Below are 19,639 nucleotides of genomic sequence, written 5' to 3'. Positions count from 1 at the left end.
TTAAAATTAAAAGGAAAAAAGTATGTCTTCGATGACACTGAATAAACTAGTTGAAAAACTGAGTCCTGATTGCAGAAAAAGCCTAGAAGGTGCTGTTGCTATATGTAATAGTCGCAGTCATTTCACGGTTGAACTTGAGCATTGGTTACTTGCAATGATTGAGCAGCAATTAGATGATGTTAGACTAATTTTTGGCTCGTTCGATATAGATATTGATAAAGTTCAACAGGATTTAAATCAATCATTAGAGTCGTTTAAAACGGGTAGTGAGTCATCTCCTAGTTTGTCAGTGCATGTTACGAGTCTTCTTAAGCAATCTTGGTTAAGTACCAGTATTGAGTTTACAGATAATCAAATTCGTAGTGCATACGTTATTTATACCCTTACTAAAGACGATACATTATCTAGCTTAGTAACACGTTGTAGTAAGTTATTTAATAAAATAGAGCCTGGTCAATTGCTTCATGCATGGCCTGAAATAGTTGCGCAATCTCAAGAGCGCAACCATTCAGTACAAAATGCGTCAACTCAAGCAAATGTTGGTTCTAAAACTCCAAGTTTAGATCAATTTACTGTTGATTTAACTGCCCAAGCACTCGCTGGAAAAATAGACCCTATTCTTGGTCGTGATTTCGAAATTCGTCAAATGGTTGATATTTTAACCAGACGCCGCCAAAACAACCCAATTTTAACTGGTGAAGCGGGCGTAGGTAAAACAGCTGTTGTTGAAGGGCTAGCATTAAGAATTGCTCAAAAAGACGTACCTGCTGTATTACAAAATGTAAAAATTCACAGCTTAGATTTAGCACTATTACAAGCTGGTGCAGGTATGAAAGGAGAATTTGAAAATCGCCTTAAATCGCTTATCAATGAAGTAAAAAATGCGGTAAATCCGGTTATTTTGTTTATTGATGAAGCTCATACCATGATTGGTAGCGGTGGTGCAGCGGGTCAAAATGATGCGGCAAATCTATTAAAGCCTGCTTTAGCGCGTGGTGAATTACGCACAATAGCTGCAACTACTTGGGCTGAATACAAAAAGTTTTTTGAGAAAGACGCCGCATTAACACGCCGATTCCAAGTTGTAAAAGTTGAAGAGCCAACCCCTGAAAAAGCGGTGGCAATGTTACGAGGCTTAGTGCCTGTAATGGAAAAACACCACAAAGTGTTTATATCTGAGCAAGCACTTGAAGGCGCAGTGCACTTATCACACCGATATATTACTGCAAGGCAGCTCCCAGACAAAGCCGTTGCATTACTAGATACAGCTTGTGCACGTGTTGCAATGAGCCAAGCATCTACTCCAAATACTATAGAGCAGCTTGTAAATCGCTTAAGCGAAATAGAAACACAAGTAAAAATGCTTAACAGAGAGCAAAAAACGGGTTTAGATCATTCACAGCAACTAGACACATTAAAAGCAGAGCTAATTACAATTGAAGAGCGATTAGCGCCGTTAAATGAGCAATTTAGTGCTGAAAAAGAAATTGTAGCTGAGCTTAATCAAGCTTTAGAGCTTATTAACTCTCAAGATGAAGAGTCATCACAAGAAATACTCGATAAGCTAAGACTTAGTAAAGAGAAGCTAGCCTCTTTTGAACATAATATGGTTCATTGGCAGGTTAACGAAGAGCTTATAGCGCAAGTTATTTCAGATTGGACAGGGATACCTGTTGGCAAAATGCATGAAGATGAAATACATGGCATTTTAAATTTAGCACAGCAAATGAAGCAACGAGTTGTAGGGCAAGACCACTCTCTTGATTTAATAGCTAAAGTTGTTCAAACATCTCGTGCTCAGCTAGCAGATGAAAGCCGTCCTAACGGTATATTTATGTTAGCAGGGCCAAGCGGTGTGGGTAAAACAGAAACTGCACTTTCGCTAGCCCAAGAAGTGTATGGTAGTGAAGAAAACGTCACAGTAATTAACATGTCAGAGTTTAAAGAAGAACATAAAGTTTCTTTATTACTTGGCTCTCCTCCAGGGTATGTAGGTTACGGTGAAGGAGGAATATTAACTGAGGCAGTAAGAAGAAAGCCATACAGTGTTGTACTTTTGGATGAGATGGAAAAAGCACACCCAGGCGTACAAGATATTTTTTACCAAGTGTTTGATAAGGGTACAATTAAAGACGGTGAAGGCCGCGATATCGACTTTAAAAACACAATCATTATTATGACCTCAAACGTGGGCACAGATACCACAATGAGCTTATTTGAAGACGAAGAAAGTAAACCAAGCATCAAAGGTTTATTAAAGGCATTACAAGATGATTTACTTGCTTCATTTAAACCGGCATTTTTAGGTCGTATTAATGTAATACCTTACATTCCATTAAGTGACGATATTCTTACTGAAATTGCCGCTATTCAAATAAATAAAATAATTAAACGTGTTAAAAAACACTACAATGCAGAGTTAATTTATAATGACGATGTAATTGAATATATTATTGCTAATTGCCAAAATGCAGGCTCAGGTGCACGTAATATTCACACTATACTTCAAAATAGAGTGCTGCCATTGTTGTCTGAGGTTTTACTTTCTAGCATGATTGACGACAAAGAAATTAATAGTATATCGCTATTAGTAAAAGATAATGAATTTGAACTAGAGCTGAATTAAAGGTTAATTAAAGTTAATTTGAAATAACTTGTTATTAAGGTTGTTTCTTTAGTTTGAGGGCATTATAATTTTGGTGCCTGATATCACTACATGGAATTTTTGAGACATTGTCTTCATCTAAGGAAAGGAATCAGAAGGCCTTTTCATTGCTGTATTAAAGATAATGGTTTCAAAGGAATTTTGGTATATACCAAAGTAAAGAATCCAGTATTAATGGATAACATTGTTTAATAAAAAGGAGCATTATCAAATGCAAGCAAATACATATTTAAAATACGGTTCAATCAAAGGCGAAACTACTGCTGAGTCTTTCAAAGATTTAATTACAGTTTTATCTCTTGATTGGAATGTAAGTCGCGAAATTAGCTCAGCTACTGGTACAGCGATGGACCGTGAGTCAAGCTCTACTCGCCTTGGTGACGTAACAATCACTAAACTTCAAGATAAAGCATCTCCGGATCTTTTCAAAGAAGCGACAATCGGTAAAGGTTTACCAGCTGTTTTCCATATCACTAAGCAAGGTGATAAGGTTGAAGAAATCATGAAAATCGAACTTACAGATGCAATGATTTCTAGCTACTCAGTTTCAGTACAAAATGATCGTCCAATCGAAACAATCACTATCAGCTACACAGAAATGATGATGACTGTTACTCCAACAGACGACAAAAATAACATTACTGCTCCTCTTGTATACGGTTACAGCGGTGTTAAAGGTCAACAAATGTAATATTTGTTACCTTATAATGGCTCTGGGCATTGCTCAGAGCTTTTTTTGATCTTTAGGACGGGAAAAGCAAGGAATGCAAAAAGCAACACAAGATAAAAACGTAATTCAAATTAGCACCCCTGTTGGTAAAGATGCCCTCTATTTAACTCGTTTTGTTGCCCAAGAGGCAATGTCTGATTTGTTTGTTATGTCGGCCAATATGTACACTATTGGAAAGCAGATCGCGCACGAAGACTTAGTGGGTAAACCTGTATCTATTAAAGTAAAAAATGCAGATGGCGGTGGTGAGCGTTACTACCACGGCATTGTTAGTCATTTGGTTTCAAATGGCAGCCGTACGGCTGATGTTGACGAGCAAAAAAATTATATAGATTATCAAGCGACGATAGTTCCATTCGCAGCTTCAATGCGCAATCGTAAAAATAGCCGCATTTTTCAAAAGAAAACAATTAAAGAAATATTTGCTGATTTATTTGGCCAACACAATGTTGCCTTTAGCGATAAAACCAGTAAAACCTACCCTAAATACGAATATTGTGTTCAGTATCAAGAGTCTGATTTTGATTTTATTCAGCGCTTATTCCAACAAGAAGGTATATTTTACTTTTTTGAACACTCAAACAGTAACCATACGCTTGTATTAGCTGATGATATTACGGCTTACGAAGTATGTAATGAAGGCAAAGTTGTATTTTCAACCGGCCATTTAAGCGAATCACACGTATCGCGCTGGCAAGGTGGCTTAAGCATTGCCCCTGGTAGTTTTAAACGTGTTGGTTACGACTTTAAACAGCCATCACGATACCCAGATGGCGAGCAAGCAAACGCTGAACTTCCTACTCAATCGGTCTCTGAAATTTTTGAATACACGGGCGAGCAAGAGTGCCACCCGCGCGCTGCTAATCTAGCGTCTGTGCAGCTAGAGTCACTGCAAAGAGACATGAAGCTTTCTAGTGGGCGCAGTGATTGCCGCTCATTTACTGTAGGTAAGTTATTTAGTTTTAAAAAGCACGAAGACCCACGTCTTGAAGGTAAAACATTTGTTATTACCTCTATGATGACTTCAATTACAGTACCCAACCAATCAGGTTCGCAGCAGTCATCGGTAGAAGAAGTTTATTCAAATCACTTTGAATGTGTCCCAAAAGAAATCCCTTACAGAGCACAAATAAATAAGAAAAAGCCTGTAATAAACGGGGTCCAAACGGCAATCGTAACTGGCGATAGCGCTGATGAAATTATGATTGACCAATATGGTCGCGTAAAAGTGCAATTTGATTGGGACAGAGAAGGCAAAAAAGATTCTAAAAGTTCGTGTTGGATCCGCGTTGCCCAAAACTGGGCTGGTAAAAAGTGGGGGGCTTTTTTCTTCCCTCGCGTTGGCCAAGAAGTACTTGTGGATTTTATAAATGGCGACCCAGATCAACCTATAATAAGTGGGGCCGTGTATAACGCAGACTTAATGCCTCCGTATGCATTACCAGCAGAAAAAACGCAAAGCGGCATAAAAACGCGTTCTACAAAAGAAGGCGGAGCAGATAATTTTAACGAGCTTAGGTTTGAAGATAAAAAAGGCAGTGAGCTGGTTTATCTTCAAGCAGAAAAAGACAAGCAGCTCTATGTTAAAAACGATCAAAATGATAAGACAGATCACGACCACAACATTGAAATTGGCAACGACAGAAAAACAGATATTGCTAACAACGACACCCTTAATGTTGCTAAAAATCGTATTGCCGAAATGGGTGAAAACGATACTTTAAAAGTAGGTAAAACATTAAATATAGAAGCGGGTGATGAAATAGTTATTAAAACAGGCTCTGCACAAATTAAAATGAGCAGTAATGGTAATATAACTATTGAAGGCACTAATATAAATATTAAAGGTAGTAATGTTAAAGTTGACGGCAGTGCTATTACTTTATCAGCTGGAATGATTAAATTAAATTAGTGCAAATATGGAAATAATAAATAGCTTTCATTCAGGACTTAGAAACGGCATTAATAATAACGGATATGTTGTATATTGCCGTTATGGGCTTGCGCATTTAATATGTTTGCCAATTAATAGACCAGACGATCCATTGCTAAATCCAGCATTAAGTCACCTAAAAGCAATGAATGGTTATTACGCTGGCCAGTTTTTAAATAATTTACACCCAGTATTAAATAGTGAAGATGTTGTGTCGGGATTATACCAGTATGCTATGCAAAGCCCTGTTGCACTTTCAGATTATTCTCAAAGTGAATTAATAGAGTGTTTATCTCTATTAGTGGCGCACAGCAAGTTATTAATTATCCCTTTATTTGATTAGTTTTATTTAAAAATATAAACAGACAAGGAGTCTTTATGGGCAAGCCCGCAGCTACAATTGGTCACATGCATGTGTGTCCTAAAACAACCGGCACAGTGCCGCATGTAGGCGGCCCTGTAGTTATTGGTTCAACTAATGTCTTAATTGGTGGAATGCCTGCTGCGCGTAAAGGCGACATGATGGTGTGTATTGGCCCACCAGATAGTATTAAATCGGGTTCTGGCTCGGTTAAAATTAACGGTAAGCCTGCAGCTAGAATGGGCGATGACAGCTCCCACGGCGGTAAAATTGTTGTTGGCAACCCTACAGTATTAATAGGTGGCTAACCTTGCTATCTACATACCTAAGTAATCATAAAGCGCAACTGCTAGCAATTAGTGAAGCACAATATTGCCCTTTTACATGCGTAGGTTTTATTAAAACGCTTAAAACAAAGCTATTAGAAGCATGTTGGTTGACGGCTAAGAAAAATAACGTCCCACAAAAATTTAGCCAGCCAGATTTAGTGCAATTAATCACTTTTTTACAAAGTGACCCCAATATTGATTCCGCTGCACAAGCATGCGTTGAGGTAATGGCTAATTTGCCTCAAAACATTAACTTAGCGTTTATTAACGCTTTAATGAACGAGCCTACCTTACATAGCCTAACTAAATTAATTATTTATAAAGTTCTGTTACAGCAACACAGCTTGAATTTAATCGCTTATATTGACTTAAAAACTTTGTGCTTTGCATTAACCACTGACAAAGAGTCACTTGAGCATTTACAGCCAGCGTTGGAGCAAAATTTATTAATAAGTAGCCAAGCCAAAAATACCGATGTAATAAATACATTTGAACACTTATGCAATGCTGGGCTTATTAATTCTCCATTAATGTCGCTTTTTTTATTATCACTCAGTTGGGAACAGGTGAATGTAGTTGGCAACCATGCAAGCAATACTTTAACGGTTGACCAAACCATGCAGGTATTACTGCAAAGTAGCTTTGCAAAATTAATTCCATTAGCTAATACTTTTTTAAATAAAGTTGCAGAACCACGTACCATTATTGCTTTAATAAGGCGCTTGCTTGGCGATAAGCTTGATTTATTAGTGAGCTTTGAAACACAATTGCAAGCATGGCAAGGTGATGAGTTATCGTGTAGTGAATTTAAGCGTCAGTTACACACTAACTGGCCAAAGTTTGAGGGCGAGCTTTCATCTTCGCGCTTAATAGCTGGTAAAGCGCTAAATACTAAGTTAAATGCTATAGAAATGTCTGCTATGGATAGTTATAGCCAAGCTGTATTTAACTTATATAACTACTACCAACACGCTACTGCTAAAAAGTTAGCTGCGGAGGCCGTGCTGTGAGTGCTTTTAATATTAATATGGAGTGTTTTTTAGCGCCACTTTCACAAGACATAGATGAGCTTTTATACGGCGAAGAGTCTGCATCAAATGAGTTTAAAGAATGGCAATCGTGGAATGCATGCATTTACGATTGCATATTAAAAGCAAAAGAATTATTTGCAAAAGTTGAAGACTTACAAGCGCCTTTAGTTTGGTTGCTTCCTGCGCTTGAATACCAAGGCGAGCTTAAGCAACTTTTGGCAAATAGTTTAAAACAGTTATTTCCACAACATGTAAGTCATATTTTGTTTTATGGTGCTACAGGCGCTAATGCAATGATTGAACTTGTGCAAAAAAATCAGTGGAAAAAGGTTAACGTACTTGCAGTAGACGCTACACACAAAGCAAATATAAACGGTGAATATGCCTATCAAGGTGTTGGTGGTGCACTTGCAACTGTTACAGCGGTTAAAACTGGTTGGATGCAACAAAGCCACGAACTGGCTCCATCTGTAGATTTTATAAAGCATAACCAATTAAGTGGGATTTTTTCTAATATTGCGCTTAATAGTAAAAAACAAATAGATTTTATATGTGCGCCAGGTAATGGCGTAAACCACGAAAGCGATGTGTGGTTAACAAATTTACAATTGCTCAGTAATTTAATTAGTGAGCATACACATTATGAATTACCTAATTACAAATTAGGTAAAATTGGTGCGCTTGAAGGACTCGTCAATTTATATCAATTGACCTCAAGCCCGGCTATTGTAAATCACTTTAAACACGCGTTAGTGATTTCTCAAGAACAATCAAAATACCAGGCCGCAGCATCATACTTATGGATAAGTGAGGAAGTACACAACTAATGCAAAGTAATACAGTTGTTTTACAAGGATCAAGTTACCCCATTTGCCTCGTTGCTGGTAAAGGCCAAACGCCCTCTGGCTATGCACCTGCAGTAGCAAACACGGCACAAAGTGCTAAACAGCAAATAGCTGAAATTGGTGGTGCGCTAACTGGCGATGCTGCCAAACGCCTCGACGTAATTAACTTATTAAATAGCGCAGGCGTTAGCTGCCCACGCAGCGCCTCTGCCCGCGAAACCGCAAGTGCACTTACCCAAGCTTTAATAGCTGGCGCTGTAACGTGTTATCACCAAAAAGCAAAGTCATCTATTCAAGTTAGTGATAACACCAATAGTGGAGCAGCTGGCAAAAAGTCGAGCAAAAAATCAAGCTCAACAGCATCAGGTAAAAGCGCCGCGCAAGCACCTGCAAAAAATACGGGTGGGGCAAGTAATAACACCGCAAGCGAAGAGCCCATTACAAATCAAGAGTGCCGCTCAGATCCGGTTTCAATGCTGTCGGGCGAAGAAATTCTCCCGCTTATCGACTTTACTCTAGCAGGCAGCCGCCAATTAGTATGGCGACGTTTGTACCGCTCATCTCATGCTGATGTGTGCACAACAATGGGGAATGGTTGGCGCCACGACTTTATGGCAAGCCTTACAGAGCATTACTTGCCGCCGCCAAAAGTGGGCCCTAAGCAAAAAGGCACCTACTGGTTAGAGTACCAAGACGAGCATGGCGCTAAACATAAATTTGAAAAGGTAAAGCCTGGCCAATCAAGCTATCAGTTAAGTAGTAACCTTGCGCTACATTACCAAACAAATGGTAAGCAAGTACTTGTAACGCCAGACGACCAACACCTTACGTTTAAACCAGGCGAAAGCGCATGGTTGCTTGAAAAAATAATTAACGAAAAAGGCCAAAGCATCGCGTTTTATTACGATGCAAAAGAGCGCCTACACCGTATAGAAGTAAACAAAGTACGTGGCTGCATTATTAGCTACAACGCGCAAGGTTTATTAAGCAAAATAGCAGCGTACTGCACCGATAAAAACAACAAACAGCAATTGCTATCGCCATTACTAGCAAGCTATGAGTACGACGAAAACAAAAACCTTGTTCAGTCAACTAATCAGCAAAACGAAACTGAGCGCTACGCCTATAACGCCGCTAATTTATTAACAAAGCGTACCCGAGCCAGTGGCTTTAGCCATCATTTTGAGTGGGATAGCTATTCACCGAGTGCTAAATGTACAAAACAATGGGGCGATAACAATACTTATACTTACCAGTTTGAATATAACTTAGAGGCTGGTGAAACAACCTGTATAGACTCTCGCGGCCACAAAGAGCACTTTGTACATAACGCACAAGGTAAGCTGGTAAAACATACCGACCCTAACGGCAATGTTTGGCAATATACATACAATGCGCAAGGGCAAAAGCTCAGTGAAATTAAGCCCGATAGCAGTACAACGGGCTATAGCTACACACCTTTCGGCCAATTAGAAACAATAACGCAGCCAGATGGTAGCCAAACGCATTTTGCCTACAACCAACTAGGGCAACGTGTATTAACTACCTTACCTGATGGCCAAACCGTTACGCGTAAATACAGTGTGGCTGGCTTATTACAAAGCGAAACCTTTGGCGATGGCCGCACTACATTATACAGCTACGATAAGCTTGGCCAGTTAACTCAGCATATAAATAAAAACGGCCAAATCACCAAGTTTATTTGGAACGAGCAAGGCGAGCTTTTAGCAAAGCATCATAACGATGAGCTAATACGTTACAGCTACGACAGTCTAGGCCGCGTAAATGCCACACTGAATAACGCAGGCTTACTCACTCAATATAAATACAATGAGCACGGCCAGCTTACGCAAACAATTGCCTTTGATGAAAAAGAGCCTGAAAATAAACAGCATCAAAATTTTAGCTACGACGAAGCTGGGCGATTAGTTAGCTCGCAAAACAGCAAAGGCGATACCACAGAGCAACACTTTGAAGGGCTAAGCCAACCGCATTGTGTTATTCAGCCCGATGGCAGTGCGCTGCATTTAACATACGACAAAGAGCGAAACTTAACAGCCATCGAGCGAAGCGACGGCCACGTATACCGCATAAGTTACGACGCTAACGAAAACCCAACACAAATAACCGGGTTTGATGGCACGCTACAGCAGTATAAATATGATGCCTGTAATCGCTTAGCCTCAGTAACGCAAAGTAATAAACGCCATGTAAAAATAGAGCGCGACAGCTTAGGCCGCGTAACTGCGCAGCATGCAAGCCTTGCAAGCGACTCACATATCGTTAATAACGCCAATTACTACAGCTACACAAAGCAAGGTAAAATAGCGCGTGCACATAATGCGCAATCAACACTTAAACAAACGTTTGATAAAGGCGGCAGGCTACTGTGCGCTGAGCAAGTGAATAACCAGCAACAAGCGCATACTTTAAAATACAGTTACGACGAATACGGCAGACGGCAATCACTTACGCTGCCAGACTCAACCACGCTTAAATACAGCTACAACCAGTTTGGCCAGCTAAGCGGCATTAACTTACTGCAAAACAATAGCAAAGAGGTTGAACTTGCGAAGCCGCTTGTAACATTAAGCTACGACAGCCAAGGTAATATTAAAACCCAGCAGTTTGGTAACAGCATAACCCTTACTCAACAGTTTGATGTATTTAATCGTTTAACGCAGCAACAGCTTACACACCCAGCGCAAACATTATTTGATACCTGTACGTACAACTACGACAGCGTCAACCAGCTTATTGCCCGTAAAAACGAAGGCGTAAGCAGCCAAAATATCAATTTTGAATACAACAGCCTCGGCCAGTTAATACAACAAACATTGGCAAGCTCACGTGCTGATACAACCACACACTACCAGTGGGATAGCTTTGGTAACCCACAAAGTAAGACTGTTCAATCAAACACAAACGATGCAGACCTTAGATATACAAGCACGTGTGATAAAGAAACTAGCGATACAGCTAACGGCGAGCAGGGTATAGAACATAATGCAGCCAGTAACGAGCATACAGCCAACTCTTCTATTGATTTAACACACGCCACGCACAGCGAATACAATGAGCTAGCGCTAAATAGTAGTGTAAATAGTAGTAAAAATAGTAGTAAAAATAGTAGTAAAAATAGTAGCAACGCTGACTCAGTAGCAAACAATGAAAGTACTAACAACACCACAATAAACAGTGCCACCGACGCCGACCGTCTAACACACTTTGGCGACAGCGACTTTTACTACGATGAGTTTGGTAACCAAATACGCGAAACCGGCAAAGGCATTAAAACCCGCCGTGAATATAACGCGTTTAATCAGTTAAGCTGTTTTAATAATAATGGCACGCTCACCCAATACGACTACGACCCATTAGGTCGTCGTATTGCCAAGCACACCGAGCACGGTAAAATTGACTACATTTGGGATAACGACCAGTTAATTGGTGAATGCCAGCACGGCGAATATACGTGGTATATTAACCTGCCAAATCAATTTCACCCAGTCGCACTGATTAAACAAGGTGAGGTGTACTACTACCACCTAGACCAGCTTCACACCCCACGTTTTGTAACCAATAACAAAGCAGAAGTCGTATGGGAGAACCAAGCCGATGTGTATGGTTATGAAGAGTTAAAAGCAGAATCAAATAAAGAAGACTCTTTCACTCAACCAATCCGTTTCCAAGGGCAATACCTTGATGAAGAGAGCGGCTTACATTACAACCGCTACCGCTACTACAGCCCAAAACAACAGCGTTTTATAAACCAAGATCCGATTGGTTTAGTAGGTGGCATAAACCACTATCAATATGCGCCGAACCCGGTGAATTGGGTAGATCCAATGGGGTTGCTGTGTAAAGAAGGGCAAGCAAAAGTAAAAGCTGCACTTGATGCTAATTCAGCTATTTCGCCAGAACTAAAAGAAAAGCTTATTGCGATTTCTAAATTTGAAGATACACCGTTTACTGCTGATGAAATGGTTGAAAAAATTGAAGCGAACTTAGTCAATTCAATAATTGAGGACGTTAGAGTAATTCCGACTAGAGAAGCATCCATTACAGATATACTTCATGATGTAGATGAGTGGTCATTGTCTCCAGTAAGTGAGGAACAAAAAGGTTGTATTAAATCGAATTTAAAAATTATTCAGCAAAGAGATAAAGTTCAGAATGAAGAGGCTAGGAAAAGCGGCTTTAGTAAGAAGCAGCAAAGAGAATTAATTAAGCAGTGGGAAGTTAATAATGGCTTATCATGGCCAAATGGGGCAACACCACATCATGTTATTCCATTGAAAAATGGTGGCACCAATGAGTGGTGGAATTTGATTCCAGTAAAGCACCCTCATACAGGGACTATTCATGGTACTGGCTCAGCACTTAGATCTGAATTGCCTTACAGTATTAAACCGGGAACAATAACGGAGTTGAAATGAACGACTTTCAAGCATCTTGTAAAAAATTGAATCATTTTCTTAAACAAACAGAAAAAGTAAAATTCGAGTCAGGAGAAGAGTATGGTTTTATATTGAAAAAAAGACATACTGAAATAGAGATTGATAATTTTGAAAAAAAGCATCAGATATGTTTACCTGAAGAGTATAAGTACTTCCTAATTAATGTAGGGACATCAAAACTTTATATTGATGAATATGGGTTAGGGGTAGAACTATACAATTTAGAAGATTTAAAAGTTTTTTCTGAAAGTGTTTTTGTGAATATGAAAAGTTTATTTCCTAGTTTATTAATTATTGGTTCAATACTTGGTAGGGGGGATCTTATTGGCTTTGATTTGGAAGGTAATCGAGGTAGTAGTAACTTTTCAGTGTTTTCACATGAAGACAATCCTGAATATTGGTTAGAAACTAACTCTGATTGGTCTAAGTTCAGTCTTTGGTTGCGAAAACTCGTTGAATCTGAAGGAGAAGATGACTTAATTTAATACTAAAAATCGTAAAGAAATAACAAAGACACCCACTTTAAATAGTGGTGTTGATATAATGGTAACAATTTGTAATAAAAAAAGAAGCCAATGGGGTCAAATCTTGACTTCATACATCTATTTTCATTATGTTGAATTTAGAAAAAACAAAGAAAATAACAAAAACACCCACTTTAAATAGTGGGTGCCTATCTACCACTAACACATTGTAATTAAAAATATAACTTTATAGAAAAGGACTCTTCGATGCGAGCAATGAAATTAATCCAATCAGTAGGAATTGGCGGCGCAAATAAGCCAGACGATATAAAGGCAGTACAAACCGCTTTAAATTCACTTCTTTCCCTCATAACGCCTACTAGAAAACTTACCGTAGACGGTCGTTTAGGCTCACGCCCTGAAAACTCTAAAACCGTAGCTGCTATAAAGCTCTTTCAAAGCAAAGTGGTAAATATGGTACGCCCTGATGGAAAAATAGATCCAAATGGACGCACCCATAGAAAAATTAACGAAAAGCTTATAACCCTTGTAGTTAAAAATAACTTTAAGCTACCAGTTGCCTCTACAGACGTTAAAAAGTTATCAGAATCGGATTATCAAGATATTGCAAAGGAACTAGGATGTAAAGTTGCAGCCATTAAAGCTGTAGCCGATGTTGAATCATCTGGTGATGCATTTTTTTCCAATGGTAAGCCAAAGATCTTATATGAAGCACATATATTTTCTCGCTATACAAATCATATATATGATCAGAGTCATCCATCTATATCTAGCAGACACTGGAATCGTAGTTTATACATAGGTGGTACAAGAGAATACACAAGACTAGAAGAGGCTATGACTCTAAATTCAACAGAGGCATTAAAATCAGCTTCTTGGGGGCGTTTTCAAATTATGGGCTTTAACTATCGTGCATCAGGGTTTTCTAATGTTGAAGAGTTTGTCCGAACAATGTTTAGCTCTGAAAGAAAGCAACTTGATGCGTTTGTTAATTTTGTGAAACATAAAGGCCTAGAGAGACATCTGCTCACGCTAAATTGGGCTGCATTTGCCAAAGGCTATAATGGGTCAAAATATGCGGAGAACCAATACGATATTAAACTGCAAAAGGCATTTGAAAAATATGATAAAAAATAACTGTTTTCAGGCTTTATTTATTCTTCCGCTATTTTTTGTTGCATCATGTAATGCAACTCAAAGTGAAGCTGAGATTATATTTAAGTGTCAAGCTGATGCACCTAAGCCAGTCGAAATTGTTGTTAGTGAAGTGAATGGAACATTTAAATTGGAGGCGTTTAATGTTGATGGAAGAAACCTCATCAATTCCATTTCACTCAGTGATATAAGTAAGTCCAGTTATCACCGCTCTTTAGTTACAGAGCATAGTATGACTTTTACGCAAGCTAATGGTGACGTCGTAGTAAGTGATTACTACAGTGAAGAGTTTGATACGGTTACAGAGGAAAAATCAGTCACCATACAAAAAAATGGCAAAAAAGAATATTGGACTTGTGATGATTCAAGTTTTAGCAAGCTATCTGCTATTGATGATTTTTAAAGTGCATCGTAACTATTCAGCCCCACCTTTAGAATAAATAACATGATACCCACTTTAAATAGTGGGTGTTAATTGGCAGAATAAACTAGATGGCAGAATAAACTAGACACTCATCTTAATTTTGAAGTTTGGCTGATACAAAATATTACCACTGTATCTCGCGTTGTGTTCGGCGTGCTTTTTTGTGCGGTGAAGAGCATTTTACAGGTCAATCTTATGAACATCGACGAGGCTGGGTTGAAGATAAGCTGCTTGAGTTAGCCGAGATATTTTGTATTGATGTGTGCCCTTATGCTGTTATTAGTAACCATACTCACTTGGTTCTGTATGTAGATGACAAAAAAGCTGAATGATAAAGTGACCATTTTTCGTTGGCATAAACTGTGTAGAGGTACTGTACTTACACAGAAATATATACAGGGCGAAAGCTACTCGCATAAAACTAAATCAATTATAGTGAAATTTTAGTAATAAATCACAACTGCATCATGCAGCGATTTTTATGCGTTTAATTTAAATTTAACAGCAGTAAAATTCTATTTTATGGGTTAAATAAAGTAAATTTATTAGGAAAGATAGGTTCTTAATCTAAAAATTTTTATGGCACAGTTTAGCTTTTACTTGCAACTGAAGTATATGAGGAGTTGAGTAAGTAGTGTCTAAAAACGATGAGGTATTTCTATTATTTCCACCATGGAAGCTTTTACGAAGGTTTCTATTAGTAACAGTGCTCTTACTTTTGGGTACTGTATACTCCGGAATGACTGTGTTAACGCAATACTTTGATACAGAACCTGAGTGGCTGTTAGGAATTTTATTTTCTACAGGGGTAGCATTTTGCCTTATAAATTTTAAAGTAAGCCAAGGCTCTTTTTTTTGCGCAAATATATTAAAATTCTATGCTTTATTTTTAGCTGTGATTTGCTTACCGACTTTTATAATTTTAGAAGGTAATGGGTATTATATTGCAACAGTTAGCAATATAGCCTTTATGTTGCTCTCTTTTTATTTAATTAAAGGTGAAAAATACCAAGGTCTTATTAAATATCAGTATGATTTTTTTAAAGATATAAAAGACGTTCGTGCTGCTGTCGAAAAAGAAATGGCAAAAAGTAACCGAAGGAACAAAAAGTAATAATTTTTTTTACCTTTATTCAATTTAGAACTCTAGGGAGCTATAAACGCCTAAGCTAAGGCACTATAGAAATAATATGGAACAACAAAACCAACAAACACTAACTAACCTTGTTTACGATATATATGAAGACCCAACTTTAATAGAAGAGCATCAAGTGCTTATAAACCCTTTGTTGAGCGATTTAGTTGCCACTGCGCCAGCTGGGTTTGAGGGTATGGCGACGATGATTAATACCCATATTTCTAATGGGTTTAAATTCAAAAATCCTAAAATACAAAAATTTGAACTTGAGTCAGGGCTTTTAAAACTTAAAACGTATTTTCAAAAAATAAACCTTTAATACCTACCTCTCTTTATTATTGAACACCCACATTATAATGCAGCACAAGTGCTGCATTAATTCTTTCTCATCAAGGATGATCTATGAGCCTTATCACCACGAGTATTTTAATGCTGTTTTTACAGCCTTTATTTGTATATTTAGCTCTTTTTAAAGAGTCAGATCGGAGTACTCCAAGCCGTTCATTAGATAACGAAGATGCTATGTATCTATTTATAGCACCAGGGTTAGCCGTATTTTATTCTGATAACTTTTGGCAGGCGTTACTTTATTTAGGAAGTGTATGCCTGTTAGGTTTAATGCTTGCCATTATTGTAAAAAGCAAAGCTAAAAAACGATTAACAAGAGATGACGCTATCGGGTTTACTATTGCCAGCTTTTTATTTTTTTGGATTATAAAATTAATTATTGGTGGGTTAGGATATTTTTTTAGCGAAAATGCCGCGAATGCTTCAGCGCCTGTCATAGGTGAACAAACTTATTCATCAACTACAGGTGAGCTTTTAAACTGGGGGTATTTATATTATCAGTTTTGGCCAACGCTATACTTTTTACTCTTTATGTTAGCCACATTAGTTATAAAAATAATAGAGAGCCGGTTTAATAAACATTCATTTTCAGGCTTGCTCTTAATATTGGGCGCAGTTTTGGCAGGTGTATCACCGTTATTTGGGCATGCTTTTATTTTAGGCGTTATCGCTAACTTTTTTATATTTTTTGTTGTGTGCACGGCATGTATAGAAATTGATAAAAGGAGCGATCCTTCAGCGGGTGCTATTAGTTTTATATATGGTTTTTTGCTTGTGGGCGGTATCGCGTTTAGTAGTATTGGTAAATTAATATATACGCTATTTTATAATTAAATTAGGATTGTTTTTTGATTAAAAAACATGCAATATAATTGTACCTAATTAGTATGTTCCCCTGCTTTTTTTAATATAAATATGGTTGGTGTAATTAATTGGCCATAAACATTAAGTAGCTTATAGCTAGGTCTTGGGAGAGTGTTTGCTTTGTTTTTATCGCGTTTAAAAATTTTTGTGTTGGTAATAGCCTCTATTGCCGTTGTTTTTTTTACTACATCACAGGCTTGTGCGGATATGTTTGGTTTTTTTAATAAACAAGAATTTTATTTATCGGCTCCAGTAAAGGGGCAGTTATTAGATAATGGGCAGCCAGTTGCAAACACTAAAGTAATGCGCTCACTCACCTATGGCGATGAATACGTTGACGAAACCACAACAGACGAACACGGTTATTTTACTTTTACAGAAAAAACAATAAAGACAGGTAAGCCCTCTAATATGTTTGATAACGACTCGTTGGTTCAGCATATTTATTTAGAAAACGGCACGCCGGAAGGAATTGTTTTATGGTACACGCTTGTTTCAATTCATGAAAAAAGTGACACACTTAAAGAGCTTCTTGCACACTTGAAGTGTGATATTTCTAAAGAGCCGCAAACATACGATATTCCAATTAAAGAAGATACTAGCCACGCTTTTGCGATTTACACATCATGTAAACTTTAACTATTAATTTAAAGGGAACTTATATGAATACTTTGACGCCAACCCAAGCGGTACAGTTAGCTAACCTTGCTTATAAAGCAAAAAGCATTAAAACCACTAACTTACTTCATCGTTCACTTCATGCATCTTTGCGCGACAATTTTAACTTTTCAGTTAACCCTGGCGCAGTACAAGGGGTAACGGGCGGTTTTTTCTCCCATTTGTTTAATTTAAGTACGGGTTTTGCTTTAGTAGGACATGGGCTTGGCGATTATCAGGGGGATTCAGTTATAACAATTCGTGGTACTAACTCGCTAAGAGATGGCTTAACTGATGGCCATTTTGGTTTAAGTGGAGGCTCAAATGGCAGTATGGTGCATGCTGGATTTAATAAGACCTTTTACAGTATGAAGCCCGCGTTACAGGAGTTTGTTGAAGCTAATATTAAAGATAAAGTAACCGATTGTATTCATTTAGTTGGCCACAGCTTAGGTGGTGCATTAGCGACGCTTTCTGCCGATTGGATTAGAGCTGAATATTCAATACCTGTAAAGCTTTATACGTTTGGATCACCGCGCGTTGGGCTTGAAAACTTCTCTCGGGCTGCGACATCAAGAATTGATAAAATTTATCGCTGTACTCATGGTGCAGACCCTGTTGCTAAGGTACCTTTGTGGCCGTTCTCGCATGCACCTTATAGCGGTCAAGAAATACGCTTAGATAATGGGCAAGGTTTAAAAGGTGCTGCGCATACCCTCAATGGTACGCCTGGCTATATAAACACAGCCAATAGTAATAATTGGAACAACTTAACCATTCAAGCTAATCATTTTTTGAGTACCCCTGTACGCTTAAAATTTGAAGACCGAAACCAAGCATCATTTACCTCACATTGGGCAGATAAACTAGGTGCTGCATTAATTACTCTTTTAAAAGATGCAGGTTATTACAGTGCAGTAGCAGCTCAAGCAGCTATTGGCACTGGGCTCACTTTTTACGATATGTTGGCGCGTACGCTTGATAAAATAGCGAAAGCGTCAGCCTCGTTTGCAACACAAACTTTAGGTTTACTAGGGCATATGCTGGTGTTTGCTGGCAAAGTAATTAGTAAAGCGGTGGAACTTACATATAGCTTTATAAAATCGGTATTCGACTCAACCCTAGGTGCTTTATACCGAGCGGCAAAAGAAGGATTAAGCGGCTTAGATTAACTTTAATCTAACCTTCAATCTCGCTCTAATAAAATAGCACCACTTTGGTTTTCGCCTAAGTGGTCGTTTTTGTTATAAATGGGGCATTTACTCATAGATAAGCACCCACAGCCAATACATCCATCAACGCGATCGCGCAAACGCTGCATATACGCTATGCGCTCATCAAGCTTTGCTTGCCACTGCTTTGAAAGGGCTGCCCAGTCTTCTTGTGTGGGTGTGCGCTGCTCAGGTAATGTGGCCAGAGTGAGTTTAATTTCATCAAGTGTTATTCCCATGGCTTGTGCGGCTTTTATTACCGCTATACGGCGCAGTACATCTTTTTTGTAGCGGCGTTGATTGCCGCCATTTCGCCAACTACGTATTAGCCCTTTTGTTTCGTAAAAGTGCAAGGTTGATACTTTTACGCCGCTGCGCTTGGCGACATAACCTACGGTTAGGTTGGCTTCAGTTAATTTTTTTTGCTGTATTGGCATTATTTTAAATTTCCGTTTGACCTCAATATAACTTGAGGTTTTAAGCTTCTTGCAACATTAAAAAAGGAGCTAACTAAATGCAACTAAAATTTGAGCGTAGCACTGTTATTATTTACTCAAGCGCACGTAAAAATGGTAATACGCAGGCGCACGTTAATGGATTTGCAGAGCAAAATAATGTGCGTGTAATATGCTTAGATGATTATAAAATTGCGCCGTACTGCTATAACAAAAGCTATAAAAATGATGATTTTTACGCTGTGTTTGAAGCACTTTTAAAATATGATCATTGGGTGTTCGCGTCTCCTGTTTATTGGTACAGCACCACGGTACAAATGAAATTATTTATCGATAGAATAACCGATTATATGGACGATGAAGCATTAAAACCTAAGCTTCGTAGTTTACGCAGTAAGCATTTTTCAGTACTTTCAAATGCGTCATCAAGTGAAGCCCCCGCCTGTTTTGTAGAGCAGTTTAAAAATACGTTTAGTTATTTAGGTATGTAGTTTATTAACCACAGCCATAAAAGTACCCAAAAGGTTGCTTAAATTGCAGCCTTTTTT

General features: G+C 38.3%; 18 protein-coding genes and 1 pseudogene. 18 read left to right on the top strand and 1 reads right to left on the bottom strand.

Annotated elements, in window-relative coordinates; genetic code table 11:
- Window positions 1-22: 22 nt before the first annotated feature.
- The 17 genes and pseudogenes from tssH to QMA08_RS09470 all read left to right on the top strand — a co-directional run bounded on the left by tssH (window position 23) and on the right by QMA08_RS09470 (window position 18,597).
- Window positions 23-2,626 carry a type VI secretion system ATPase TssH gene (gene tssH, locus QMA08_RS09550; protein WP_278382092.1) on the top strand — a complete coding sequence of 868 codons (2,604 nt, stop codon included), beginning with the start codon at window positions 23-25 and terminating at the stop codon, window positions 2,624-2,626.
- 250 nt (window positions 2,627-2,876) lie between these two features.
- On the top strand, window positions 2,877-3,356 hold the full coding sequence (locus QMA08_RS09545) for a type VI secretion system tube protein Hcp (protein WP_024594574.1): 480 nt from the start codon (window positions 2,877-2,879) through the stop codon (window positions 3,354-3,356).
- 73 nt (window positions 3,357-3,429) lie between these two features.
- The gene (gene tssI, locus QMA08_RS09540) at window positions 3,430-5,307 is read left to right on the top strand and encodes a type VI secretion system tip protein TssI/VgrG (protein ID WP_076924330.1); all 1,878 of its coding nucleotides are present in this window, start codon (window positions 3,430-3,432) and stop codon (window positions 5,305-5,307) included.
- Between the two features lie 7 nt (window positions 5,308-5,314).
- Window positions 5,315-5,671, top strand: a complete 357-nt coding sequence (locus tag QMA08_RS09535; protein WP_182671935.1) for a hypothetical protein — start codon at window positions 5,315-5,317, stop codon at window positions 5,669-5,671.
- 35 nt (window positions 5,672-5,706) lie between these two features.
- Entirely contained in the window at window positions 5,707-5,997 is a 291-nt protein-coding gene (locus QMA08_RS09530; RefSeq protein WP_024595244.1) for a PAAR domain-containing protein, read from the top strand.
- A gap of 2 nt (window positions 5,998-5,999) precedes the next feature.
- On the top strand, window positions 6,000-7,028 hold the full coding sequence (locus QMA08_RS09525) for a hypothetical protein (protein WP_290174347.1): 1,029 nt from the start codon (window positions 6,000-6,002) through the stop codon (window positions 7,026-7,028).
- A complete protein-coding gene (locus QMA08_RS09520) occupies window positions 7,025-7,876 on the top strand; it encodes a hypothetical protein (RefSeq protein ID WP_290174345.1) in 852 nt (283 codons plus the stop codon). The genes QMA08_RS09525 and QMA08_RS09520 overlap by 4 nt, the downstream gene beginning before the upstream one ends.
- Window positions 7,876-12,333, top strand: coding sequence for an RHS repeat-associated core domain-containing protein (locus QMA08_RS09515; protein WP_290174343.1), 4,458 nt, complete (start codon window positions 7,876-7,878; stop codon window positions 12,331-12,333). The genes QMA08_RS09520 and QMA08_RS09515 overlap by 1 nt, the downstream gene beginning before the upstream one ends.
- On the top strand, window positions 12,330-12,839 hold the full coding sequence (locus QMA08_RS09510) for an SMI1/KNR4 family protein (protein ID WP_138586530.1): 510 nt from the start codon (window positions 12,330-12,332) through the stop codon (window positions 12,837-12,839). The genes QMA08_RS09515 and QMA08_RS09510 overlap by 4 nt, the downstream gene beginning before the upstream one ends.
- A gap of 246 nt (window positions 12,840-13,085) precedes the next feature.
- Entirely contained in the window at window positions 13,086-13,976 is an 891-nt protein-coding gene (locus QMA08_RS09505; protein ID WP_290174342.1) for an N-acetylmuramidase family protein, read from the top strand.
- Window positions 13,963-14,397: a hypothetical protein gene (locus tag QMA08_RS09500; RefSeq protein WP_290174340.1), complete on the top strand. Its 435-nt coding sequence runs from the start codon at window positions 13,963-13,965 to the stop codon at window positions 14,395-14,397. The genes QMA08_RS09505 and QMA08_RS09500 overlap by 14 nt, the downstream gene beginning before the upstream one ends.
- 128 nt (window positions 14,398-14,525) lie before the next feature.
- Window positions 14,526-14,823: pseudogene (locus QMA08_RS09495) on the top strand (hypothetical protein); the annotation flags it as partial.
- A gap of 229 nt (window positions 14,824-15,052) precedes the next feature.
- Window positions 15,053-15,532 carry a hypothetical protein gene (locus QMA08_RS09490; RefSeq protein ID WP_290174339.1) on the top strand — a complete coding sequence of 160 codons (480 nt, stop codon included), beginning with the start codon at window positions 15,053-15,055 and terminating at the stop codon, window positions 15,530-15,532.
- A 76-nt stretch (window positions 15,533-15,608) separates the two neighbouring features.
- A complete protein-coding gene (locus QMA08_RS09485; protein WP_182724117.1) occupies window positions 15,609-15,875 on the top strand; it encodes a hypothetical protein in 267 nt (88 codons plus the stop codon).
- An 83-nt stretch (window positions 15,876-15,958) separates the two neighbouring features.
- The gene (locus QMA08_RS09480) at window positions 15,959-16,738 is read left to right on the top strand and encodes a hypothetical protein (RefSeq protein WP_076924321.1); all 780 of its coding nucleotides are present in this window, start codon (window positions 15,959-15,961) and stop codon (window positions 16,736-16,738) included.
- A gap of 237 nt (window positions 16,739-16,975) precedes the next feature.
- Window positions 16,976-17,407: a DUF4198 domain-containing protein gene (locus QMA08_RS09475; protein WP_253188801.1), complete on the top strand. Its 432-nt coding sequence runs from the start codon at window positions 16,976-16,978 to the stop codon at window positions 17,405-17,407.
- 23 nt (window positions 17,408-17,430) lie between these two features.
- Complete coding sequence (locus QMA08_RS09470; RefSeq protein ID WP_290174333.1) at window positions 17,431-18,597, top strand: lipase family protein; 1,167 nt, start codon at window positions 17,431-17,433, stop codon at window positions 18,595-18,597.
- Between the two features lie 14 nt (window positions 18,598-18,611).
- Here the strand turns inward: QMA08_RS09470 and soxR are convergent, their stop codons facing one another.
- Window positions 18,612-19,073 (bottom strand): redox-sensitive transcriptional activator SoxR, encoded by a 462-nt coding sequence (gene soxR, locus QMA08_RS09465; RefSeq protein WP_290174331.1) that lies wholly within the window; start codon window positions 19,071-19,073, stop codon window positions 18,612-18,614.
- Window positions 19,074-19,150: 77 nt separating this feature from the next.
- Here soxR and QMA08_RS09460 point away from each other — a divergent pair, with 77 nt between their 5' ends.
- Complete coding sequence (locus QMA08_RS09460; protein ID WP_290174329.1) at window positions 19,151-19,582, top strand: flavodoxin family protein; 432 nt, start codon at window positions 19,151-19,153, stop codon at window positions 19,580-19,582.
- The last annotated feature ends 57 nt before the right edge of the window (window positions 19,583-19,639 follow it).

It is taken from the genome of Pseudoalteromonas sp. APC 3355 (genome assembly GCF_030407615.1).
GTDB lineage: Bacteria > Pseudomonadota > Gammaproteobacteria > Enterobacterales > Alteromonadaceae > Pseudoalteromonas > Pseudoalteromonas distincta.
The sequence above is the reverse complement of the archived record's forward strand: the minus strand, read 5'-3'. Positions and strand labels throughout refer to the sequence as shown.

What these genes read in the sequence shown, in the direction of transcription:
- tssH (WP_278382092.1), top strand. Translation starts at nt 23, where the DNA reads ATGTCTTCGATGACACTGAATAAACTAGTTGAAAAACTGAGTCCTGAT.
- QMA08_RS09545 (WP_024594574.1), top strand. Translation starts at nt 2,877, where the DNA reads ATGCAAGCAAATACATATTTAAAATACGGTTCAATCAAAGGCGAAACT.
- tssI (WP_076924330.1), top strand. Translation starts at nt 3,430, where the DNA reads ATGCAAAAAGCAACACAAGATAAAAACGTAATTCAAATTAGCACCCCT.
- QMA08_RS09535 (WP_182671935.1), top strand. Translation starts at nt 5,315, where the DNA reads ATGGAAATAATAAATAGCTTTCATTCAGGACTTAGAAACGGCATTAAT.
- QMA08_RS09530 (WP_024595244.1), top strand. Translation starts at nt 5,707, where the DNA reads ATGGGCAAGCCCGCAGCTACAATTGGTCACATGCATGTGTGTCCTAAA.
- QMA08_RS09515 (WP_290174343.1), top strand. Translation starts at nt 7,876, where the DNA reads ATGCAAAGTAATACAGTTGTTTTACAAGGATCAAGTTACCCCATTTGC.
- QMA08_RS09510 (WP_138586530.1), top strand. Translation starts at nt 12,330, where the DNA reads ATGAACGACTTTCAAGCATCTTGTAAAAAATTGAATCATTTTCTTAAA.
- QMA08_RS09505 (WP_290174342.1), top strand. Translation starts at nt 13,086, where the DNA reads ATGCGAGCAATGAAATTAATCCAATCAGTAGGAATTGGCGGCGCAAAT.
- QMA08_RS09500 (WP_290174340.1), top strand. Translation starts at nt 13,963, where the DNA reads ATGATAAAAAATAACTGTTTTCAGGCTTTATTTATTCTTCCGCTATTT.
- QMA08_RS09485 (WP_182724117.1), top strand. Translation starts at nt 15,609, where the DNA reads ATGGAACAACAAAACCAACAAACACTAACTAACCTTGTTTACGATATA.
- QMA08_RS09480 (WP_076924321.1), top strand. Translation starts at nt 15,959, where the DNA reads ATGAGCCTTATCACCACGAGTATTTTAATGCTGTTTTTACAGCCTTTA.
- QMA08_RS09475 (WP_253188801.1), top strand. Translation starts at nt 16,976, where the DNA reads ATGTTTGGTTTTTTTAATAAACAAGAATTTTATTTATCGGCTCCAGTA.
- QMA08_RS09470 (WP_290174333.1), top strand. Translation starts at nt 17,431, where the DNA reads ATGAATACTTTGACGCCAACCCAAGCGGTACAGTTAGCTAACCTTGCT.
- soxR (WP_290174331.1), bottom strand. Translation starts at nt 19,073, where the DNA reads ATGCCAATACAGCAAAAAAAATTAACTGAAGCCAACCTAACCGTAGGT.
- QMA08_RS09460 (WP_290174329.1), top strand. Translation starts at nt 19,151, where the DNA reads ATGCAACTAAAATTTGAGCGTAGCACTGTTATTATTTACTCAAGCGCA.